We start from the raw sequence: 19769 nt of genomic DNA on the forward strand, positions 1-19769 counted from the left end.
CGAGATCACTCGCCCGGCGCCCATTTCGGAGCGGCGTTGAAGAGGAAGATCTGCGAGTTGTCCTTGCCCGGATCGCAGGCGCGCGGCACCCAGCTGTCGTCGTGGATGTCCATGTCGGCATCCACCTCCATCACCGCGCCGAACGGGCTGTTGAAGTACCAGAAGTAGTTGCTGCCCAGGATGTGGCGGCCCGGCCCCCAGAAGCTCTTGTAGCCCTTGCGCACGAATTCCCAGCCGTGCTGCAGCACCTCGCTGGCCGAACCGAGGTGGAACGTGAAGTGGTTGCAGCCCACCATGTGGTCGTTGAAGCGCTGGATCATGAACAGCGTGTGGTGATCCTGCGTGCCGGCCGGGCGCATGAACGGGCCCAGGTGGTTGAAGCGGTCGGTGGTGATGAAGCCCAGGCGCGCATAGAAGGCCTCGGCCTTGGCCACATCGGGCACGAAGTACACCAGGTGGCTCAGCGTGCGCGGCTTGATCACCTCGTCGGGGTTGGCGGCGCAATCGTTGGGCGCGCGGCCCGGCGGCTGGCCCGGCACGTTGAAGCCGAGGAAGCGCGCGGTGTAGGGCTTGCGGATCGTGGTCTGGAAGCCGATGGCGAAGCCGCCGTCGTCCATGGCGCGCAGCACACCATCGGCGCCGCGCTCGGCCGGGCGGTCCTTGGCCAGCTCGGCCTGGATCGCCGCCAGCGTGGCTTCATCAGCCACGCCGTAGATCGTCTCGCGCAGGCAGGGGCTGTGCGCGCCGGGCGGCAGCGGCGGCAGGCTGGGGTCGGCCGCGTGGCGGATGGTGATGCAGGTACCGTCGAGTGCGGCGTAGCTGCCGCCCACGGCGGGGTCGAAGCGCACTTCGTCCAGGCCGTAGTCCAGCAGGTACTGGCGGCTGCCGGGCATGTCGTCCACGCCGAAGACCAGGGTGTCGAGTCCGACGATGTTCATGGGGTTCCTTGGCGATGTCGATTCAGGTTGACGTGGCGCGGTCGATCAGCGTGGCAATGTCGCCGTCGTGCTTCAGGCCCAGCGCCAGCGCCTCGGGCGTGTGCAGCGGTGGGTAGCTGGCGAACAGGCGCTGGATGAACGGGTCGGGCGCGTAGCTCACCAGCGCCTGGCGGTCAGCGCCATAGCGCACGGAAAGCGCGTCCACCAGTTCGCCCACCGTGAAGCGCAGCACCGGCATCTGGTAGCTGCGGCGCGGGTTCAGGCGCGCAGGGTCCACGGTGGCGGCATGCAGCAGGTTGTCGACACAGGCGCCCACCGAGATCCACCAGGCCACGCCCTCGGCCGTCACCGGCACGGTGATGGGCTCACCGGCGGCCAGCTTCCAGAACAGCTGGCTCATGAAGGCGCTCATCATCCCGGCACCGTCGCCCGGACGCGCCACCACGCCAGGCAGGCGCAGTGAGCAGCCTTGGCACCAGCCCTTGCGCGTGGCATCGGCCACCAGGTACTCGCCGGCCAGCTTGTGCGCGCCGTAGCTCAGGCCCGGGTTGGGCAGCGTGGCCTCGTTGACCTCGGGCGGCAGGTGCTCGCCATAGACGGCGATGGTGCTGGCGAACACGAAGCGAGGAGCCCCCGGATCGCCGACAGGCGATCCGCCCCCCGCGGGGGCTGTGTGGCGCTGCTCAGCTTGCCCCCGCAGGTCTTCCAGCAGCCCCAGCGTGGCATCGAGGTTGATGCGGCGGCCCAGCTCGTAGTTCTTCTCGGCGGCACCGCCGGGGATGCTGGCCAGGTGGAACACGGCGTCCACCGGGCCGTCATAGGCCTGGGCGCGCACGGCGGCATCGGCAATGCTGCCTTCGATCTGGCGCACGCGGGCATCGGTGGGTGGCGCGGCAAAGCGCACGTCCATCAGGCTCAGGCGGGTGATGGGCTGGCCGCCCAGGCCTTGGGCCAGCAGGCGCTGCACCAGCACCTGGCCGACGAAGCCTTCGGATCCGGTGACGACGACATGGGTCATGGCATCAGTCCTTCGGTCCGGAGCGGAACGGCAGCGTGGCCAGGAAGGCCAGCTTGCCCAGGCCCAGCAGCTTCAGTCCCGCGCGGGCCGAGGCTGCATCCAGTCGCGCCTGCATCGGCATGGTGCCGAAGCTCTTGCCCTTGATCACCAGCTCATCGCCGACGCGGTCGATGGCTTCCACGTGCATCAGTTCTTCATTCGCAGCGCCACGCAGCACCATGCCGTCCTTCTTGGCCGCTGCGATGATGTTGGGGTTGGCGTTGTCCTGCCGCGCCCCGGCAGCCACGCTGCCGAAATCCAGCCCCAAGGCCTCGAACACCTTGATGGCCGTGGCACGCCCGGCGCCATACACGCCGCCGCCCGGGTGCTGCGACGGACCGGCCAGGAACAGGCGATCGACGCCCGGCACGGTGTACTGGCCCAGCTCTGGCGTGGGCCGCGCCCCGGCGCTCTGGTGGAAGTACGGCGCCACACCGTGCAGGTCGCCGCGCATCATGCTGTTGGGGCTGCTGCGCTCCAGGTCCACCGGGCTGACGATGCTGCGGGCGATGATGTTGTCGCTGGTGAGGTTCTTGACGAATTTGCGGTAGTGGGCCAGCGAGAGATCACCGATCTCTTCCTTGAACTCGTCCCAGTGCTTGTCTTTCCACCGCTTGTCTGTCACCGTGTAAGGCGCAAAGGTGATGCCGTGGAACATGCCGGCGCCGGCTGGCACGCGGCTCTTGTCGCCGATGCTCTCGTCGCCGCCGGCGCACAGGCGGCGCTCGGTGATCAGGCCACGCTTCAGGTCATCGAAGTCGGCGATCATCTCGTCGAGCCGGTCTGTGGCCATGAACTCCAGCATCGTGGCGTAGCCCACCTGCGGATCGGCGTGGAACTGCGCGTTCTCCTTCAGGTCGTAGTGGCTCACCATGATGGAGAACGGCGCCAGCTGCGCGCGCTCGGCCTTCTTCATCACCGGCTCTGGCACACCTTCGACGAACTTGCGGATCACGTGCGGGTGAATGGCGCCGATGACCGCGTCCTTGGCCAGAATCTGCTCGCCATCGGCCATGCGCACGCCCGTGGCCCGCCCGCCGCTGGTGAGGATCTGCGCAACTTCAGCGTTGCAGCGCACCTCGCCGCCAAAGCCCTCGATGCAGCGCACCAGCGATTCAGTCAGCTTGCCGCTGCCACCCACCGGCTGGCTCACGCCATAGGTGTGGATGATGCCGGGCATCAGCAGCACGCCCATGCCGGTGCCCAGCTCGTTGGGGTGCTGCAGGTTCTCGCTGACCAGGCGCAGCAGGTGGATCTTGATCTTGTCGCTCTCGTACAGGTCGTTCACGAGACTGAGGCAGTCGCGCGTCATGTACTCCAGCATCAGCCGGCCTTCGTCGCTGCGGTCCAGCATGGCCACCAGCTCGCCCAGCGGCGGCGGCGGGCTGTACAGGCCCGGCATGAAGACCTTCAGGATTTCGGAACTCATCTTCACGAAGTTCCGGTAGGTCTCGGCGTCCTTGGGGCTGATCTTGGCAAAGCACTCGCAGGTCTTGTCCACGTCCTTGTAGGTGAACAGCACGCTCTGATCCGGAAAGATCGTGGCGTGCGGCACCGGCGAGTAGTGGTAGTTCAGCCCGTGCTGGCCCAGCAGTCCCAGCTCGTCCTGCCGGATCATCGGGTTGCCCTGGATCATGATGTGCACGCTGCTGTGCTCGTCATGCCAGTAGCCGGGGGTGTTCAGCTGGCGCGTGCTGACGCCGCCGCCCGGATAGCCCTTGCGCTCCAGCACCAGCACCTTCTTGCCGGCCTTGGCCAGGTAGGCGGCAGCCACCAGGCCGTTGTGGCCCGCGCCCATCGCGACGATGTCATAACCGCTCATTTACGCGCCCGCCTTGAACGGCACGAACTGGTGGTCCACCGCGCCGAAGATCGACTGCCCATCCGCGCCGTGCACCTCGAAACGCAGCTTGTCGCCGATCTTCAGGAAGGGCGTGGTCGACTCGCCTTTCTCGATCATCTCCAGCGCCCGCTTCTCGGCCAGGCAGGCCGAGCCGACCGTGCGCGCGGCCTTGTTGCTGACCGTGCCGGTACCCAGAATGGTGCCGGCGCGCAGGTTGCGGTTCAGGCCCAGGCGGGCCAGCAGTTCGCCGAAGCTCCAGTCCATCTCGCGGCCATTGGGGTGGCCGAACCATTCGCCGTTGCGGCTGACCTTCATGTCCAGATGGATGCGGCCATCGGCGCCCCAACCTTCACCCAGTTCATCGGGCGTGACCGCCACCGGGCCGAACACCGTGGCCGGCTTGGCGTTGATGAACCCAAAGCCCATCTGCAGCTCGCGGAACAGGTGGGCGCGCATGCTCACATCGTTCAGGATCATCACCAGCCGGATCTGCTGCGCGCACTGCTCGGGTGTGCTGGCCATCGGCGTGTCACCCACGATGACCGCGAACTCGCCCTCGAAGTCGCCGTTGTCGGCCTCCACCAGCGGGTAGTCGTCGCAGGGGCCCCAGAAGTCGTCGCTCTGGCGTTGCACCAGCACCGGGATGCCGGGCGTCTTCTTGACGTCCAGCTTGTAGGCCTCTTCCATAATGTTGCCGTGGTTCAGGAAGGCCGAGGCATCCACGAATTGGTGCGTGCGTGGCAGCGGCGACATGGCCTGCGCCGGATCGAACGCGAAGTGGTCCACGCCACGGCCGGCGTTCAGCATCTCGTAAATGGATTGCAGGCCGGGCGCGCGCGCGTCCCAGTCCTCGATCAACTGCTGCATGGTGGCGGCCACCGGGGCGGCATCGGCGGCGCGGTTCAGGTCGCGTGAGACCACGACCAGGCGGCCGTCGCGTGTGCCGTTCTTCAGGGTGGCGAGCTTCATGGGGTGGTGTCTCCTGGGATGTTGTTCGGGCTCAGGCCAGCGTCAGGCCAGCGGACGGCCGCCGTCCACGGCGATCACCGTGCCGGTGCTGAAGGTGAGGTGCGTGGCGCAGGCCACCACGGCGGCGGCCACTTCCTCGGGCGCGGCCAGGCGCTGCAGCGGCGTGCGGCCGGCCTGCTCGTTGCGCCAGGCGGGGTCCATGCTCTTGACGAAGTCGGTGTCGGCCAGGCCGGGTGACACGCTCAGCACGCGCACCGCCGGGGCCAGCGCGCGCGCCAGGCTCTTGGTCATGTTGTCGAGCGCGGCCTTGCTGGCGCAGTAGGCGATGTTGCTGCCCATGGCTGTGACGGCAGCGATCGACGAGATGTTCACCACCAGGCCGTTGCCGCCCTCGGCGCGCGGTGCGGCCAGCAGCGGCTTGAGCGCGCGCACCGCGGCCAACGGCCCGCGGATGTTGGTGGCCAGGATCTGGTCGATCAGCGCATCGTCCAGCGCATCGAGCTGCGGGTGCGGCACGAAGCGCGTGGTGCCGGCGCAGTTCACCAGGATGTCGCAGCGGCCATAGCGCTGGCGCAGCGTGTCGGCCAGGCGGCCGAGTGCGGCCGAGTCGGTGACGGGCGCCGGCAGCGCGGCGTGCGGCATGGCGGCGGGGGCCAGCCGATCGGCCAGCGCGCGCGCCGGGCCTTCAGAGCTGTTGTAGCCCACCACCACGGTGCAGCCGGCCTGGGCGAGGCCCAGGCAGATGGCCTCGCCCAGGCCACCGGCACCGCCGGTGACGAGTGCGACCTGGCCGTTCAATGTGCCGCTCATTTCAAACGATGGGTCAAGACTTCTTCAAGCGGCGCACGCGGATGGCCGCCTGCTCCTGGTGCCCACTCATGTGCTCGTAGCCGCACAGGCGCGCGCAGTACTCACCCACCATCACGCTGGCCTCGTCGGTCAGCACGCGCTGGTAGGTGTGGGTCTTGATGAACTTGCCCACCCACAGGCCGCCGGTGTAGCGGCCCGCGCCCTGCGTGGGCAGCGTGTGGTTGGTGCCGATGACCTTGTCGCCATAGCTCACATTGGTGCGGTGGCCCAGGAACAGCGCGCCGTAGCGCGTCATGCGCTGCAGGAACCAGTCGGGGTCTTCGGTCATCACCTGCACATGCTCGCTGCACAGGCGCTCGGCCTCGGCCAGCATCTCTTCCTGCGTGTCGCACAGGATGATCTCGCCGTAGTCGCGCCAGCTCACGCTGGCAACCGGCGCAGTGTCCAGGCGGTCCAGCACGGCCTCGATGGCGGCGGGCAACTGCTCGGCAATGGTCTTGCTGCGGGTGATGCAGTAGGCCGGGCTGGTGGGGCCGTGCTCGGCCTGGCCCAGCAGGTCCACGGCCACCAGTTCGGCATCCACCGTGTCGTCGCAGATCACCATGGTCTCGGTCGGGCCGGCGAACAGGTCGATGCCCACGCGGCCGAACAGCTGGCGCTTGGCCTCGGCCACGTAGGCGTTGCCGGGGCCCACGATCATGTCCACGCCGGCAATGCTCTCGGTGCCGATGGCCATGGCCGCCACGGCCTGCACGCCGCCCAGGCAGTAGATCTCGTCGGCGCCGGCCAGGTGCATGGCGGCCACGATCTCGGGGCAGGGTTGCCCGTCGAACGGCGGCGCGCAGGCCACGATGCGCTTGACGCCGGCCACCTTGGCGGTCAGCACGCTCATGTGGGCGCTGGCGATCAGCGGGTACTTGCCGCCGGGGATGTAGCAGCCCACGCTGTTCATCGGGATGTTGCGGTGGCCCAGCACCACGCCGGGCAGGGTCTCCACCTCCACGTCCTTCATGCTGTCGCGCTGGATCTGTGCGAAGCGGCGGATCTGCTCCTGTGCAAAGCGGATGTCGTCCAGCGTGGTGGCGGGCAGGCTGGCGATGCAGGCCTCGATCTGCTGCGCCGTCAGGCGGAAGCTCTCGGGCGACCACTTGTCGAACTTGGCGCTGTACTCGCGCACTGCCGCGTCACCGCGGCTTTCGATGTCGGCCAGGATGCCTTCAACGGTGGCGCGCACCTGGGCGTTCAGGTCGGCCTTCTGGGCGGCGGGCTTGCCGGCCTTGATGATCTGCACGGTCACGGGAAATTCTCCGGAAGGTGTTCAAGCTGGATGGGCGCCGATGCTAGGAAGCCGCCGCGCGATCGGGAAATCGTTTGTGCGGATGCGCGGCATCGGGGCCATCGATACCGAGGGTTCACCCCGGTGTAGGGGTGGGCCTCAGGCAGCGGGGGTGGCCTTGGGCGGCCGGCTCTCGAAGGGCTGCAGCAGCTCGATCAGGTTGCCGGCACAGTCGCGCACGAAGGCCGTGGGGTTGCCGTCGACGGTCAGCTCGAAGGCGATGTCGGCGCCGGCCGTGCGCAACGCGGCCACGGCGGCCGGCACATCGGGCACCTCGAAGCACATGTGCTTGTTGCCATGCGTCTTCAGGTCGAGGTTGGGCACGCGGCGGTCGGCGGGCAGCGGCGCCGCGCCCTCGACTTCGAAGATCTCGATGCGGAAGTCGCCGCGCTTGACGAAGGCGATGTGTGCGGGGATCTTGGCGATGTGCAGGCGCTCTTCCACGCTGAAGCCGAGCATGCGCTCATACCACGCGATGGCGGCTTCAAGGTGCGGCACGCTGATGCCGAAGTGATGCGGCCGCAGCGGGCCGATGGCACAGGTCAGGGATTCGGTCATGGGCCGATCTGTCTCCGGGTGGCCCGCTGTGCGCGGGCTCGTGATCTGTTGTTCGGCGCGCATGCTAGGCATGCGCATTCGTGCTGACCATCAGTTCCTTTTGAGGCCAGCTGTTGATGGCATCGAACGGTTCACCGGCCGCGCACACAATGCAGGCCATGCGCCTGGGCCACTTCGACCTGAACCTGTTCATCACGCTGGACGCGCTGCTGGAGACCGCCAGCGTCAGCCGCGCGGCCGAGCGCCTGCACATCGGGGCTTCCGCCACCAGCAGTGCGCTCGGACGCCTGCGTGAGCATTACCAGGACGAACTGCTGGTGCCTGCCGGCCGGGGCATGACCCTGACCCCGCTGGCGCAAAGCCTGCGCGAGCCGGTGCGCGACCTGGTGCTGCGCGCCCAGGCGACGCTGGCCAGCGGCAGTGCGGTGGTGCCGGCCACGCTGCGCAGGCGCTTCGTGATCCACGCGTCGGACTACGCCACCACGGTGCTGCTGACGCCGCTGTCGCAGCGGCTGGAGGCGCTGGCGCCCGGCGTGTCGATCGACGTGGTGAGCCTGGGCAACAACAACGTCGAGCGGCTGGAACGTGGGGACGTGGATCTGGCGATCTACCCCGACCGCAACGCCAGCGCCGCGCACCCGCAGTGCGAGCTGCTGACCGAGCGCTACAGCTGCGTGGTGTGGACCGGCTTCCACCTGCAGGGCGAGGCGCTGAGCCTGGCGCAGTACCTCGCCTCGCGCCATGTGGCGGCGCAGTTCGGCGACCTGCGCGTGCCCACCTTCGAGAGCTGGTTCCTGGCCACGCACCAGGCGCGGCGCGAGGTGGTGGCCAGCGCCAGCAGCTTCAACGCCCTGCCCCTGCTGGTGGTGGGCACGCAGCGCATTGCCACCATGCACACGCGGCTGGCGCGCATGTACGCACGGCTGCTGCCGGTGAAGCTGCTGCCGCCGCCATTCGAGATACCGACGCTCACGCTGGTGGCGCAGTGGAACCGGTTGAAGGAGCAGGACGCCGGCCTGGCCTGGCTGCGCGAGCAGTTGCTGGCCGTGGCGGTGGAGGCCTGAACCTGCCACGCCGGCGGGTGTGCTTCAGGCGGGTGCGTCGGCGCTGAACAGGCCGATCTGGCGCGAGCGCTGCAAGGCACGCTCCAGCGCGCGCCGCCGGTTCGACCAGGCCAGCGAGCCCTGCCCTTCGCAGATGCGCCGCACCACCACCGACGGGCCGAGCGCGGCCAGCTGGGCCAGCGAATGCACGCCCACCTCCTCGAGCCGTTCGATCACGCCCTGACCGATGCGTGGCTCGGCCAGCAGAAAGCCGCGTTCGCTGGGCGGGAAGCGGGTGTCGGTGCAGGGCTGGGCAGGGACGGTGGCAGTGGGCATGACCGGCGAACAGGAAGACAGCGCAGTGGCGTCATCCTAGGCAGCGCCGGTGGCGGGCGGAAATCGATTCGTCGGATGCCGGGCATCGGGGGCGGTGATGGTGCGCAGGGTGCGCTGTGCGCCACCATTCGGGGGGGGGGCGCCCGGGGTTCAGCGGCCGAGCGCCCGTCCGAAGAAGTCGGCCTCGCCCATCTGGCCGCCCTTGAGTGCCAACTCCAGCCCGTCGCGTTGCGGCAGCGCCGACCAGGCGCGGCACAGCGGCGCGCCGGGCACCAGGCCGGCCACCACGGTCAGTGCGTCGATGCCCAGCGTGCTGGCCACCTCGCCCGAGCTGTCGCCACCGGCCACCACCACGCGGCGCAGGGCCGTGCGGTCCAGCAGGCGGCGCATCACCTCGGCCAGCGCCGTGCCCACCAGGCGCGCAGCCTCGGCACGCGGCAGGCCGGCTTCGGCAGCCAGGGCGTCGAAGTCGCGCACGCTGGGGTCGTCGGGGCCTTCGGCGCTGAACACCAGCGCGCTGCGACCCTGGGCGACCGCCTGTGCCGCCGCGGCCACGGTGCGTTCGATCTCGGCCTCGCGGGTGCTGCCGTGCAGGGCCTGGGGCAGGCGCAGGCGCTCGGTGGCGAAGCCGTTTGCGCGCGCCCAGGCGATCTGGCCTGCCGTGACCGGCGAGCAGCTGCCGCTGACCGCGGCGATCTGGTCCACCGGTGTGATGGCCGGCAGGCCGGGCTGGGCGGGCAGCAGGCCCTGGCTGCGCCAGTGCGCGGTCAGCGCGTAGGGCAGCCCGGACGACGAGGCGCTGAACACGCCGGCCCCGCGCTGCTCCCAGACCAGGGCGCCGGCCTCGCGCAGCGTGGTCTCGTCCAGCACGTCGATCATCACCACCGGCACGGCGTCGGTCGCGGCCGCGGGGGGCGGCTGCAGCGCGGCCACGCGGGCCGCGCCGGCACCCTGGCCCAGCTGCACCATGTCCACCAGCGCGATCGGCCGATCGGTCTGGCGGGCCAGGTGGCGGCGCAGATCGGCCTCGTCCATCGGCGTGACCGGGTGACGCGACATGGTGGGATGGCGGTCGAGCCGGTGGCCCTCGCCATCCACCGCGGCGAACAGGTTGCCGAACAGCTGGTAGCGCTTCAGGCGCGGCGCACCGACGATGCAGGGCGACCAGCGGCCCGGCATGTGGCGCACGCCGATGTCGATGGCGCGGCCGATCGAGCCGATGGTGGGCGATGAATCGAAGGTGGAGCACACCTTGTAGTGCAGCACCGGGGCGCCGAGCGCGGCCAGCGCCGCGAAGGCTTGGGGCAGTTCGGCGTCCATCCAGGCCGGGCTGCGCCCGCGCGAGGCGCCGGCCAGGCCCACGCAGCGTGCCTGCGGAAAGCGCGCCAGATCGGCCGGCGTGGGTGTGCGCAGGAACAGCACCGTGGGCACGCCGGCGGCCGTCATGGCCTCCATCGCGTCGGTGGAGCCGGTGAAGTCGTCGCCGTAGTAGGCCAGCAGCAGGCCGTCGGGCCAGCTGGCCGTGCCGCGGCTCATCGCCAGAACTCCAGCGCGCCGGCCAGGGCGGCATCGCGCCGGGCGCGCTCGGCCAGCGGCTCGCCGGCCATGGCGGCGTCCCAGCTGGCACGCAGCGCCTCGACACCGGCGCGCACGCCTTGCGGGTGGCCGAAGATGCCGCCGCCGGCGGTGTGGATCAGGTCGGCACAGCCGAGCGCGCTGTAGGTGTCGTGCGCCTGCAGACCGGTCTGGCCCGAGCTGAACACCGGCATGGCCGTCATCGGCGCGCCGGGCATCAGGGGAGCCAGCACCGAGCGCGCGGCGGCGATCACGCTGTCATCGGGCTCGCTGAACTTGTTGCGCAGGCCGTTGACATGCAGATGGTCGGCGCCCGCCAGGCGCCAGAACACCTGCCACGGCGCGTAGTCCCAGCCCAGTGCATCGCTGCGGCTGAGCCAGCCCCAGCCGGCGCGGTGCGCATGGATGGGCAGCTGGGCATGGCGCCGCAATTCGCGCAGGCCCACCAGGCCCACCGAGTTCAGGCACACCATCACGCAGGTGCCGCCCTCGGCCAGCACCAGGTCATGGCGGCGGCGCATCTTGTCCAGGTCGCCGGTCAGGTTGAAGGCCACCATGGCCTTCTTGCCGGTGCGGTCGGCGGCCTCGTTGACCACCCGCATCACACGGCGCACGCGTTCGTCGAATGGGCAATGCGGGCCATCGGCCTGCAGCTCGTCGTCCTTGATGAAGTCGATGCCGCCATCCACCAGCAGGCGCACCTGCTCGGCCGTCTCGCTGGCCGACAGGCCCACGCTGGGCTTGATGATGGTGCCGATCAGAGGGCCGCGGTCCACGCCGGCCAGGCGCCGCGTGCCGGCAATGCCGAACGCGGGGCCGGGGTATTCAGCGGCGAACGCTGGCGGCAGCCTCAGGTCGGTGATGCGCAGGCCGGTGACGCAGCGCAGCTCGAACAGGTTGCCGGCCACGGTGGCCATCAGCGTGGGCAGGCAGGCGCCCAGGTTCTCGATCGGCCACGACAGCTCGAGCCGGCAGCGCGTGTAGCGCGTGCTGCGCACGGGCGTGGGCAGGCTGGGCGTGGCCGAGTGGTCCAGCACCTCCAGCCGCTCCACGCGGGCGCCCGACCGGGCCTTCAACTCGGGCGTCTCGGTGGCCAGTGCCACGAAGGTGCCGCTGGACTGCTCGCCCGCGATGGTCTCGGCCGCGCGGGCCGGGTCATCGCCGGTCTCGAGCCAGTAGGTGGCGTGGATGCGGTCGCTCATGGGGTGCTCAGGTGATCCGGCGGATGCTCTCGGCGATCTCTTCGCGGTCGAACACCTTGAGCCAGTCGTCGCGCATCAGGCGCGGCTTGCCAAAGGTGATGGCCTTGTTGCAGGCGTCGGAGAAGGCGCCGGGAATCTCGTTGAAGATCACCGCGGCCAGGATGTTCATGTGGCCCAGCAGGAAGTCGCGCGCGCAGTCGTGCGGCACGCCGCGGCGCACGGTCTCGTCCATGGCGTCGCGCATCACCTGCAGCAGCGTGGCGCACACGGTTTCCGACAGGCCCGGCTCCAGCAGGGCCATCTGGTCGACGGTCAGCCGGTACGAGTTCTTGATCGGCTGGTAGATGGCCTTGGCCACGGCTTCGCCCAGGTCGAAGGCCGACTCGGGGCCCTGCATCAGCGCGCTGGTGATCGACTGCTTGGCCGCACCGCCGCCGAAGTAATCGCGGCGGCCGGCCTCGGTGGTCTCGTCGTTGAAGATGGTGGGGTGGCAGGGGTGGGCCACGAAGTAGGTCAGGTCCTTGCGGTCCGGCAGGTGGCCGGCGAAGGGCGCCGCCGCGTCCAGCAGCATCACCATGGTGCCGGCCTTCAGCTTCGGGGCGATCTCGTGCGAGATCTTGCCGATCAACGTGTCGGGCACGGCCAGGATCACCACATCGGCGTTGTCGATGGCTTGGTCGGCGCTCACGCAATCCAGGCCGCACTCGGTCTTCAGGCGGTCACGCCCGACCTGGCTGGGCTCGACGTGGCGCACCACGTAGTCGGACTTCTGCAGGTTCTTGGACAGGCGCACGCCCATCTTGCCGCCGGCGCCGAACAGGGCGATGGTTTCTTTCATGGTCTCGGATTCCTGGGTGGGTGGCTGCGGGTGGGATCGGGCGTTCCGGCCCTACTCATATACTCATCACACCAGCTGATCGGACGAGCGTACGGTCTTGGTGGAGATCTGATTCAGAGGGTTTACCCTTGTTTTCCCAGTGCGGGTGGCTGCAGGGGTGGCCTGGGCGATCCAGCCCGCCGTGGTAATGTCAGCAGACCATGGCCGACACGATCCAGCGCCGCAAGATCTACCAGGAAGTTCTGGACCGCCTGATGGCGCGCATCCGCTCGGGCGCCATTCCGCCCGGCGCACAGTTGCCGTCCGAGCGCGAGCTGATGGAGGAATACGGCGTGGGCCGGCCGGCGGTGCGCGAGGCGCTGCAGGCCCTGGAGCGCTCGGGCATCGTCGAGATCGCGCATGGCGAGCGCGCCCGCGTGGTGGTGCCCACGGCCGAGCGCCTGGTGGCGCAGATCGCCGGCGGCGCCATGCACCTGCTGCGCAGCCAGCCGGGCAGCCTCGAGCATCTGAAGGACGCGCGCCTGTTTCTCGAGACCGGCATGGCGCGGCTGGCGGCCGCCCGTGCCACCGAGGAACAGGTGGCACGGCTGCGCCTGTCGATCGCACAGCACCGCGCGTCGATGGTGAACCTGGAGCAGTTCATCGAGCGCGACATGGCCTTCCACCGCGAGATCGCCGGCATCAGCGGCAACCCGATCTTTCCGGCCATCGTGGAGGCGCTGTTCCGCTGGGCCGGCGAGTACTACCAGCAGATGGTGCGCGCCCCCGGTGCCGAAGACCTGACGCTGGCCGAGCACGAGCGCATCGTCGAGGCCATTGCCGCACACGATCCCGATGCCGCGGCCGCGGCCATGCACGCGCACCTCAGCCGCGCCAACACGCTGTACCAGCAGCTGTCGCCCCAGACCTGACCCTGGCCCCCGGGCGGCCGCGGTCTCACTGGTAGGTGATGCGGCAGGTGATCTCGATCGACGCCACGCTGCGGCCCGGCTCGACGCCCGCGTCGATGGTGACCGGCAGCGCGCTGCCGGCCGGCCGCACCACGGTGGCGCCGGTTGCTGTGGGCGCCGGGGCTGACGCGCTCGCGGGCGGGCTGGCAGGCGCTGCAGAGGGGCGTGGTGGCAGGCCCAGTTCGTCGGGCCGCACGCGCTGCTGGAAGGCTTGCATCGCCGGGTCGAGCTTGCGCAGCTGGTCCTGGTAGGCGCCCTTGGCGAAGTCGGACGCCACCTGCTGGATCCAGGGCTGCAGCCGGGCCTCGTCGGCATGTCGGCCCAGGCCGCGGTAGGCCTCGGCCAGCGACAGGTAGACCCATTCCTGGTCGCCGCGCCGCGCGAAGGCGGCCTCGTCGGCGATCAACGCCTCGCAGATCTCGGCCACCTGCTGGCGGATCATGTTGGCGTGGCCGTAGTTCACGATGGCCTGGAAGCGGTCTTCCATCAGGTTGGCCCGCAGCGTGTACATGAAGGCCACGTTGATGCCGTTGTAGTAGTCGCGCTTGACGTAGAAGCCGCGCTCGTAGAAGCGGATCGCCTGGTCGAGGTAGCTGCGGTCCTGGCTCAGGTCGAACAGGCGCTTCTGGATGGCGCCGGACAGCCCGAGGGTCTCGGGGTCGTTCGAGATGCGGGGCTCGCAGTAGCGTTGCAGGATCTGCTCGGCCTCGATCAGGGCCGCCATGGCCACCTGCACATCCAGCCGGCCATCGGCCGCGGGGCGCTCGCCATGCTTGTAGGTCACCAGGGCCAGGCGCTGCGCCAGGAACACATCGGGCTTGCGGCCCGGCTGTCCGCCGGTCTGGCGCTCGATGGCCAGGCCGAACACGCGGATGGCCTCGGCAAAATCCTTGCGCTTTTTGGCCGCCTCGGCGGAGTCGATCAGGCTGGCCAGTGACTCGCCCGGTGGCGTGCCCTGGCGCTGGCGCTGGGCCGGCGGCACCCAGGGCGGCGGCTCGATGTAGCTTTGCGCCACGTAGCTGGGCGGCGTCATGCCGCTCAGGCTCTTGAACACCGGGCTGTCGGTCTCGGCGGCCAGCGGTTCGGCCGCGCGCATGCGTCGGCCCTCGATGTCGATCAGCTTGCGCAGCACCGTCGACAGGTGGGCCACGAAGCGTTGCTGCTCGGCCTCGGCGATGGCCTCGCCGCCATGCTCGTACTTGTGCACGACGAAGGTGCTCAGGTCGAAGGGGATGCGCTGCACCAGCACCGACTCGGCGATGATCACCGTGGTGTTGGGCCGCTGCGCATGGCGCACGCCCAGCTCGTAGAACACGTTGGCGTTCAACGTCGACAGGTCGGCGATCACGATGTCGGCGTGGTAGATCCACCGGTACATGATCGAGTCGATGCTGCCGGTGAGGTTGGCATCGATGGCGCGAAAGCAGTTCACCTCCACCGCATCGCAGGCCGGCTGCACCAGCTGCTCGAAGGTCTTGTCGAGGTTCAGCACGCGACCGGTGGCGTGGTCGGTCTTGTTGCCGAAGCCGGTGACGACGAAGCAGGTCAGCTGGCGCGGCGCGCCGGGCGTCGGCGCCGTGGTGGTGGCGGTGGCGGTGGCACGGCGCGATGGGCGCGCCGCCGGGCGCACGCTGGTCTTGGCCATTGGCTGGTCTCCCCCTGGCCTGCACTGCGCGGCCGGTGGCCCCAGCCTAGCGCAGGCCCGCAGGGGCGCCTACACCTAAGGCCGCACGGGCCAGGCTCAGGCCGGCGTGTCGCCCGCCAGCAGCGACACCAGCTGCGGCACCAGGGCTTGCGGCCCCAGGCGCTCCACCGCCTGCGCCAGCGTGGCCTGCACGGCGGCGGCGATCTGCTGCTCGGCGCCCGTGGCCGCGGCCATGGCGGTGTAGTAGTCGAGGTCCTTGCGCGCATTGGCGATCGAGAAGCGCAGGCCCGACGGATCCTGCGCCAGCAGGTAGGGCTTCATGCGCTCGAGCGCCACGCCGCCACCGCCGCCCTGGGCCAGCACGTTGACGAAGACCTCGGCCGACACCCCGCTGCGCGCCGCGCAGGCGCCGGCCTCGGCCAGCAGCGTGGCCATGCCCAGCGACACGTAGTTGTGCAGCAGCTTCATGCTGTGGCCGGCGCCCAGCGGTCCGGCGTGCAGGATGTTCTCGGCAAAGCAGCGCAGCAGCGGGCGGCAGGCATCCAGCACCGCGGCCTCGCCGCCCACCAGCAGGTTCAGCCGGCCCTCGGCGGCCTCCTTGGGCGTGCGCGTCATCGGCGCATCGAGAAAGCGGCCGCCGCGTGCCTGCACCAGCGCGGCCATGCGCAGCGTGGTTTCGGGCAGCGAGGTGGAGCAGTCGATCACCACGGTGCCGGGCTGCAGGCCGGCCAGCACGCCGTCGGGCCCGGTGAGCACGGCCTCGACCTGGGGCGCGCCGGTCAGCACCAGGATCACCGCCTCCGAGCGTGCGGCCAGCGCCGACGCGTTGGTGAAGCTCTGGGCGCCAGCGGCCTTCAGCGCATCCAGCGGCTGGTTGCCGGCGTGCTCGAGCACCGCCAGCGCGTGGCCGTGCTTGCACACGTTGGTGGCGATGCCGTGGCCCATCAGGCCGATGCCGACCATGCCGATCCTGTTCAATCCCTGCTCCTCGTGTCCAACGGTGGGGCGGGCGGCGGTGCCCGCGTGGCCCCGGATTGTCCGGCGGCGCGATGCTGCAAAGCGGCCGGCCGCGTGTGCGGCGATGGTGCTCAGGTGGCCAGCAGCGCCTGCACCTGGGCGCGCCCTGGCATGCCGGCAATGGCGCCGCGGCCCTGCACCGCCAGCGCCGCGGCGGCGTTGGCCTGGCGCATGGCGGACGCGATGGCCTCGCCCCGCGCCAGCGCAGCGGCCAGTGCACCGGTGAAGGTGTCGCCGGCGCCGATGGTGTCGACCACCGGCACGCGGTGGCCGCCCAGGTGCTGCGCGGCCGCATCGCGGGTGTGCAGGCGGCAGCCGTCGGCGCTCAGCGTGACCAGCACGCGGCCCACACCGCGCGCCAGCAGCGTGGCGGCACAGGCGGCCTCGGGTGCGTCGGCCGGTGCGCCGGCCAGCGCGCGCAGTTCGCCCTCGTTCGGCGTGAGCAGGTCGGTCAGGGCCAGCAACCCGTCGGGCAGCGTGGCGGCAGGCGCGGGGTTCAGCAGCGTGGTGACGCCGGCGGCGCGGGCGATGGCGAAGGCGGCCAGCGTGCAGGCCTGCGGCACCTCGTTGCTGGCCATCACCACACGGGCCTGGCGCAGCAGCGATTCGGCGGCCTGGGCGTGGTGCGCGCCCAGGCCCATGCCGGCGCCACGGTAGACCGCGATGCTGTTGTCGCCGTCGTCGAACACCTGGATCTGGGCCACGCCGCTGCGCTCGCCGGTGGCCACGGTCACCTGCCGCGCGTCGATGCCTTCGGCCTGCCACAGCGCCAGCGCCATGCGGCCGAAGTCGTCGTCGCCGATGCGCGCCAGCAGCGCCACCTTGGCACCCTGGCGTGCGGCGGCCACCGCGGCATTGCTGCCCTTGCCGCCAGGGCTGATCTCGAAGTCGCTGGCGAACTGGGTTTCGCCGCGCGCGGCCGGCCGCGGCACGCGCACCACCAGGTCGGCGTTCCAGCTGGCCAGGCAGACGACGTCGATGCGGGGCGGGACTGGGGTCATGTCAGCGTTGCAGGCGGTCGAGTCCGTAAGCCTGCCACTGGGCGGCCAGCCTGTCATGCGCCGCATCGTCCAGCGCCACCAGCGGCGCGCGCACGCGGCGCCAGCCGGCGTGGCCGGTCAGCGTGGCCATCGTGCTCTTGAAGGCCGCCGTGAGGCCGTAGCCACCCAGGATGGCCAGCAGATCCAGCACATCGCGCTGGTCGGTCTGCGGGCTGGCCGACTTCGGCCCCTGGATCAGGCGCTGCACCAGGCCCGGCGCGATGTTGCCCACACCGCTGACCGCCCCCACCGCACCGGCAGCGGCCAGGGTCTGCAGATCGGGCTCGTTGCCCACCCACACCTGGAAGTCAGGCATGAAGGCCTGGGCGAACACCAGCGAATCGGCGCGCTGGCAGCCGCTGTCCTTCAGCGCGATGAAGGTGCCGGCGAAGCGCTCGCGCAGCGCGCGGATGACGTTCACCGTGAGCGGCACGCCCGACACCTGGGGGATGTGGTACAGCACGATGCGCAGGCGCGGGTCGTCCACCGCCGCCACCAGCTGGCTGTAGTAGTCGATCACCCCGGCCTCGGGCACGCCCTTCAGGAAGAACGGTGGCAGCACCAGGCAGCCGCGTGCGCCCAGTTGCGTGGCGTGGCGCGTGAGCGCCACGGTGTCGGGCAGCGCGGCGCAGCTGGTGGAGACCAGGATGCGTCCGGCCGGCACACCGCCGTCCACCAGGCCCTGCACGGCGGCCTGCCGCTCGGCCACGCTGAAGGACGGCCCTTCGCCGGTGGTGCCGAAGGGTGTCACGCCGGCGCAGCCGGTGGCCAGCAGGTTCTTGGCATGGGCCGCGAAGGCGGGAATGTCGATGGCCAGTGATTCGGTCAGCGGCGTCAGCATCGCGGGCCACAGGCCGGCGTAGGGAATGGGTGCGGTCACGGCGGGGATTCTTGTGGGGTGAGAGAGAGAACGGGGCAATGGGTCAGCCGCCGAACTGTTCGTCCAGGCGCTGGTGCGCGGCCAGGTCGACGATGCCGGTGAAATCGGTGTAGCTCGTGGTCGGCACGGCGCGCGGCGTGCCGTCGGCGGCCAGCGTGGCCATGGCCTGCTGCACAGCGCGGGTGGCGGCGAACAGCGCGGTGACGGCGTAGAACACGACAGAGAAACCCATGGCCTGCAGATCGGCCGTGGTGAGCGCGGTGGTCTCGTTGCCATCGACGATGCTCACCACCTTGGGGCCGGGCAGCTGGCGCGCCACGGCTTCCACCTCGGCAATCTTCTTGATGCCGTCGACGAAGACCAGGTCCACGCCGGCGTCCTGGTAGCGACGCGCGCGGTCCAGGGCTTCGTCGATGCCGACTGCGGGCAGCGCATCGGTGCGGCCGATGATCAGCAGCTTGCGGCTGCCGCGTGCCGCGATGGCGCAGCGCAGGCGGCGTGTGTTCTCGGCCGCATCGATCAGGCGGATGCCGGCCATCTGGCCGCAGCGCTTGGGCGCCACCTGGTCTTCCAGGTGGATGGCGGACACACCGGCCTGCAGGTACTCGTCCACCGTGCGGGCGATGTTGCTGGGCCCGCCGTAGCCGGTGTCGGCATCGGCAATGATGGGCACGTTGACCGCGCGGGCCATGTCGCGCGCATGGGCGCACATCTCGGTCTGGGTGAGCAGGCCGATGTCGGGCTGGCCCAGCCGCGCGGCGGTGGCGCCGAAGCCGGTCATGTAGATCGCCGGAAAGCCGGCCTGCGCCACGATGCGGGCGCTGAGCGCGTCGTACGCGCCGGGGGCACGCACGATCTGGCCGGTGGCCAGCAGCGCGCGCAGCTGTTGTGCGGGATGGGTCATCGGTTCAGCTCATCATCAGGCCGCCATCGATGTTGATGGATTGACCGGTCATGTAATCGGACGCCGACGACGCCAGGTACAGCGCGAGATTGGCCACGTCCGATGGTTGCTGGGCGCGGCCCATCGGGATGGCGGCCACGCGGCTGGCAAAGGCCTCGCCCTGGGGCTGGCCGTTCAGCGCCGTCCAGTCGCGGTCCATCTGCGTCCACATGTCGGTGGCCACGATGCCGGGGCACAGCGCATTCACCGTCACGTCGGGCGCCAGCGTGTAGGCGGCGCTCTGGGTCAGGCTGATCACCGCGGCCTTGCTGGCGCGGTACGGCGCGATGACGCTGGCGATCGGCCCGGCGCCGGGCCGGCCGGCAATGCTGGCCAGTGTGAGGATCTTGCCGCGCGGCCGGCCCTCGGCCAGCGGCGCCTGCTGGCGCATCTGGCGGGCAGCGGCCTGCAGCGTCAGGAAGGTGCCGGCCACGTTGACGCCCAGCATGCGCTGCCAGTCATCGGCCGTGAGGTCCATGAAGGGCTTGACCTGGCTGATGCCGGCGTTGCAGATGGCCAGGTCCAGCCGGCCATGGGCCTGCACCGCCAGCGCCACCAGCGCGGCGTTGTCGTCGGCCTGCGTGATGTCACAGCGCAGGCTTTCAGCCGCATGGCCTTGCGCGCGCAGCGCATCGCGCGCGGCCAGCACGCCGGCCTCGTCGCGGTCGCCGAGCACCAGGCGCGCACCGTGGCGCGCGAAGGTCTCGGCCAGGCCGCGGCCGATGCCTTGGGCGGCGCCGGTGATCAGCACCACCAGGTCGGCGGGCAGGCTCAGGTCATTGGCCATGG

19 protein-coding genes are annotated in these 19769 nt (G+C 70.3%); 2 read left to right on the plus strand and 17 right to left on the minus strand.

Features of this window, described 5'->3' with window-relative positions; translation table 11 throughout:
- Positions 1-5: 5 nt before the first annotated feature.
- The 7 genes from AACH10_RS21570 to AACH10_RS21600 all read right to left on the minus strand — a co-directional run bounded on the left by AACH10_RS21570 (position 6) and on the right by AACH10_RS21600 (position 7511).
- Entirely contained in the window at positions 6-938 is a 933-nt protein-coding gene (locus AACH10_RS21570; protein ID WP_341412585.1) for a VOC family protein, read from the minus strand.
- A 22-nt stretch (positions 939-960) separates the two neighbouring features.
- Positions 961-1956 (minus strand): NAD-dependent epimerase/dehydratase family protein, encoded by a 996-nt coding sequence (locus AACH10_RS21575; RefSeq protein ID WP_341412586.1) that lies wholly within the window; start codon positions 1954-1956, stop codon positions 961-963.
- 4 nt (positions 1957-1960) lie between these two features.
- Positions 1961-3817 (minus strand): phytoene desaturase family protein, encoded by a 1857-nt coding sequence (locus AACH10_RS21580; RefSeq protein ID WP_341412587.1) that lies wholly within the window; start codon positions 3815-3817, stop codon positions 1961-1963.
- On the minus strand, positions 3818-4807 hold the full coding sequence (locus AACH10_RS21585) for a fumarylacetoacetate hydrolase family protein (protein ID WP_341412588.1): 990 nt from the start codon (positions 4805-4807) through the stop codon (positions 3818-3820).
- Positions 4808-4849: 42 nt separating this feature from the next.
- Entirely contained in the window at positions 4850-5617 is a 768-nt protein-coding gene (locus AACH10_RS21590) for an SDR family NAD(P)-dependent oxidoreductase (protein ID WP_341412589.1), read from the minus strand.
- Between the two features lie 13 nt (positions 5618-5630).
- A complete protein-coding gene (gene hisD / locus AACH10_RS21595) occupies positions 5631-6914 on the minus strand; it encodes a histidinol dehydrogenase (protein ID WP_341412590.1) in 1284 nt (427 codons plus the stop codon).
- A 138-nt stretch (positions 6915-7052) separates the two neighbouring features.
- Positions 7053-7511 carry a VOC family protein gene (locus tag AACH10_RS21600; protein WP_341412591.1) on the minus strand — a complete coding sequence of 153 codons (459 nt, stop codon included), beginning with the start codon at positions 7509-7511 and terminating at the stop codon, positions 7053-7055.
- A 158-nt stretch (positions 7512-7669) separates the two neighbouring features.
- Between AACH10_RS21600 and AACH10_RS21605 the strand changes: the two genes are divergently transcribed.
- Positions 7670-8575: a LysR substrate-binding domain-containing protein gene (locus AACH10_RS21605; protein ID WP_341412592.1), complete on the plus strand. Its 906-nt coding sequence runs from the start codon at positions 7670-7672 to the stop codon at positions 8573-8575.
- 24 nt (positions 8576-8599) lie between these two features.
- Here AACH10_RS21605 and AACH10_RS21610 read toward each other — a convergent pair whose 3' ends face one another.
- The 4 genes from AACH10_RS21610 to AACH10_RS21625 all read right to left on the minus strand — a co-directional run bounded on the left by AACH10_RS21610 (position 8600) and on the right by AACH10_RS21625 (position 12505).
- Positions 8600-8890: a hypothetical protein gene (locus AACH10_RS21610; protein WP_341412593.1), complete on the minus strand. Its 291-nt coding sequence runs from the start codon at positions 8888-8890 to the stop codon at positions 8600-8602.
- Between the two features lie 150 nt (positions 8891-9040).
- Complete coding sequence (oiaK, locus tag AACH10_RS21615; RefSeq protein ID WP_341412594.1) at positions 9041-10426, minus strand: 3-oxo-isoapionate kinase OiaK; 1386 nt, start codon at positions 10424-10426, stop codon at positions 9041-9043.
- A complete protein-coding gene (locus AACH10_RS21620; protein ID WP_341412595.1) occupies positions 10423-11667 on the minus strand; it encodes a ribulose-bisphosphate carboxylase large subunit family protein in 1245 nt (414 codons plus the stop codon). The genes oiaK and AACH10_RS21620 overlap by 4 nt, the downstream gene beginning before the upstream one ends.
- A 7-nt stretch (positions 11668-11674) precedes the next feature.
- Positions 11675-12505 carry a phosphogluconate dehydrogenase C-terminal domain-containing protein gene (locus AACH10_RS21625; protein WP_341412597.1) on the minus strand — a complete coding sequence of 277 codons (831 nt, stop codon included), beginning with the start codon at positions 12503-12505 and terminating at the stop codon, positions 11675-11677.
- A 200-nt stretch (positions 12506-12705) separates the two neighbouring features.
- On the opposite strand from AACH10_RS21625, the gene nanR reads away from it, so the two are divergent.
- A complete protein-coding gene (nanR, locus tag AACH10_RS21630) occupies positions 12706-13416 on the plus strand; it encodes a transcriptional regulator NanR (protein WP_341412598.1) in 711 nt (236 codons plus the stop codon).
- Between the two features lie 25 nt (positions 13417-13441).
- On the opposite strand, the gene AACH10_RS21635 is transcribed toward nanR, so the two are convergent.
- The 6 genes from AACH10_RS21635 to AACH10_RS21660 all read right to left on the minus strand — a co-directional run bounded on the left by AACH10_RS21635 (position 13442) and on the right by AACH10_RS21660 (position 19767).
- Entirely contained in the window at positions 13442-15100 is a 1659-nt protein-coding gene (locus AACH10_RS21635; RefSeq protein WP_341412600.1) for a TRAFs-binding domain-containing protein, read from the minus strand.
- A 96-nt stretch (positions 15101-15196) separates the two neighbouring features.
- The gene (locus AACH10_RS21640; RefSeq protein WP_423228649.1) at positions 15197-16063 is read right to left on the minus strand and encodes an NAD(P)-dependent oxidoreductase; all 867 of its coding nucleotides are present in this window, start codon (positions 16061-16063) and stop codon (positions 15197-15199) included.
- A 125-nt stretch (positions 16064-16188) separates the two neighbouring features.
- Entirely contained in the window at positions 16189-17118 is a 930-nt protein-coding gene (locus AACH10_RS21645; RefSeq protein ID WP_341412602.1) for a ribokinase, read from the minus strand.
- A gap of 1 nt (position 17119) precedes the next feature.
- Entirely contained in the window at positions 17120-18037 is a 918-nt protein-coding gene (locus AACH10_RS21650; RefSeq protein ID WP_341412603.1) for a dihydrodipicolinate synthase family protein, read from the minus strand.
- 43 nt (positions 18038-18080) lie between these two features.
- On the minus strand, positions 18081-18941 hold the full coding sequence (locus AACH10_RS21655) for an isocitrate lyase/PEP mutase family protein (protein WP_341412604.1): 861 nt from the start codon (positions 18939-18941) through the stop codon (positions 18081-18083).
- Between the two features lie 4 nt (positions 18942-18945).
- Positions 18946-19767, minus strand: coding sequence for an SDR family NAD(P)-dependent oxidoreductase (locus AACH10_RS21660; protein WP_341412605.1), 822 nt, complete (start codon positions 19765-19767; stop codon positions 18946-18948).
- Positions 19768-19769 lie beyond the last annotated feature (2 nt).

It is taken from the genome of Pseudaquabacterium inlustre (assembly GCF_038066595.1).
GTDB lineage: Bacteria > Pseudomonadota > Gammaproteobacteria > Burkholderiales > Burkholderiaceae_C > Pseudaquabacterium > Pseudaquabacterium inlustre.

Bases quoted from the DNA above. Each gene is read 5' to 3' on its own strand.
- AACH10_RS21570 (WP_341412585.1), bottom strand. From the start codon at position 938: ATGAACATCGTCGGACTCGACACCCTGGTCTTCGGCGTGGACGACATG.
- AACH10_RS21575 (WP_341412586.1), bottom strand. From the start codon at position 1,956: ATGACCCATGTCGTCGTCACCGGATCCGAAGGCTTCGTCGGCCAGGTG.
- AACH10_RS21580 (WP_341412587.1), bottom strand. From the start codon at position 3,817: ATGAGCGGTTATGACATCGTCGCGATGGGCGCGGGCCACAACGGCCTG.
- AACH10_RS21585 (WP_341412588.1), bottom strand. From the start codon at position 4,807: ATGAAGCTCGCCACCCTGAAGAACGGCACACGCGACGGCCGCCTGGTC.
- AACH10_RS21590 (WP_341412589.1), bottom strand. From the start codon at position 5,617: ATGAGCGGCACATTGAACGGCCAGGTCGCACTCGTCACCGGCGGTGCC.
- AACH10_RS21600 (WP_341412591.1), bottom strand. From the start codon at position 7,511: ATGACCGAATCCCTGACCTGTGCCATCGGCCCGCTGCGGCCGCATCAC.
- AACH10_RS21605 (WP_341412592.1), top strand. From the start codon at position 7,670: ATGCGCCTGGGCCACTTCGACCTGAACCTGTTCATCACGCTGGACGCG.
- AACH10_RS21610 (WP_341412593.1), bottom strand. From the start codon at position 8,890: ATGCCCACTGCCACCGTCCCTGCCCAGCCCTGCACCGACACCCGCTTC.
- oiaK (WP_341412594.1), bottom strand. From the start codon at position 10,426: ATGAGCCGCGGCACGGCCAGCTGGCCCGACGGCCTGCTGCTGGCCTAC.
- AACH10_RS21620 (WP_341412595.1), bottom strand. From the start codon at position 11,667: ATGAGCGACCGCATCCACGCCACCTACTGGCTCGAGACCGGCGATGAC.
- AACH10_RS21625 (WP_341412597.1), bottom strand. From the start codon at position 12,505: ATGAAAGAAACCATCGCCCTGTTCGGCGCCGGCGGCAAGATGGGCGTG.
- nanR (WP_341412598.1), top strand. From the start codon at position 12,706: ATGGCCGACACGATCCAGCGCCGCAAGATCTACCAGGAAGTTCTGGAC.
- AACH10_RS21635 (WP_341412600.1), bottom strand. From the start codon at position 15,100: ATGGCCAAGACCAGCGTGCGCCCGGCGGCGCGCCCATCGCGCCGTGCC.
- AACH10_RS21640 (WP_423228649.1), bottom strand. From the start codon at position 16,063: ATGGTCGGCATCGGCCTGATGGGCCACGGCATCGCCACCAACGTGTGC.
- AACH10_RS21645 (WP_341412602.1), bottom strand. From the start codon at position 17,118: ATGACCCCAGTCCCGCCCCGCATCGACGTCGTCTGCCTGGCCAGCTGG.
- AACH10_RS21655 (WP_341412604.1), bottom strand. From the start codon at position 18,941: ATGACCCATCCCGCACAACAGCTGCGCGCGCTGCTGGCCACCGGCCAG.
- AACH10_RS21660 (WP_341412605.1), bottom strand. From the start codon at position 19,767: ATGGCCAATGACCTGAGCCTGCCCGCCGACCTGGTGGTGCTGATCACC.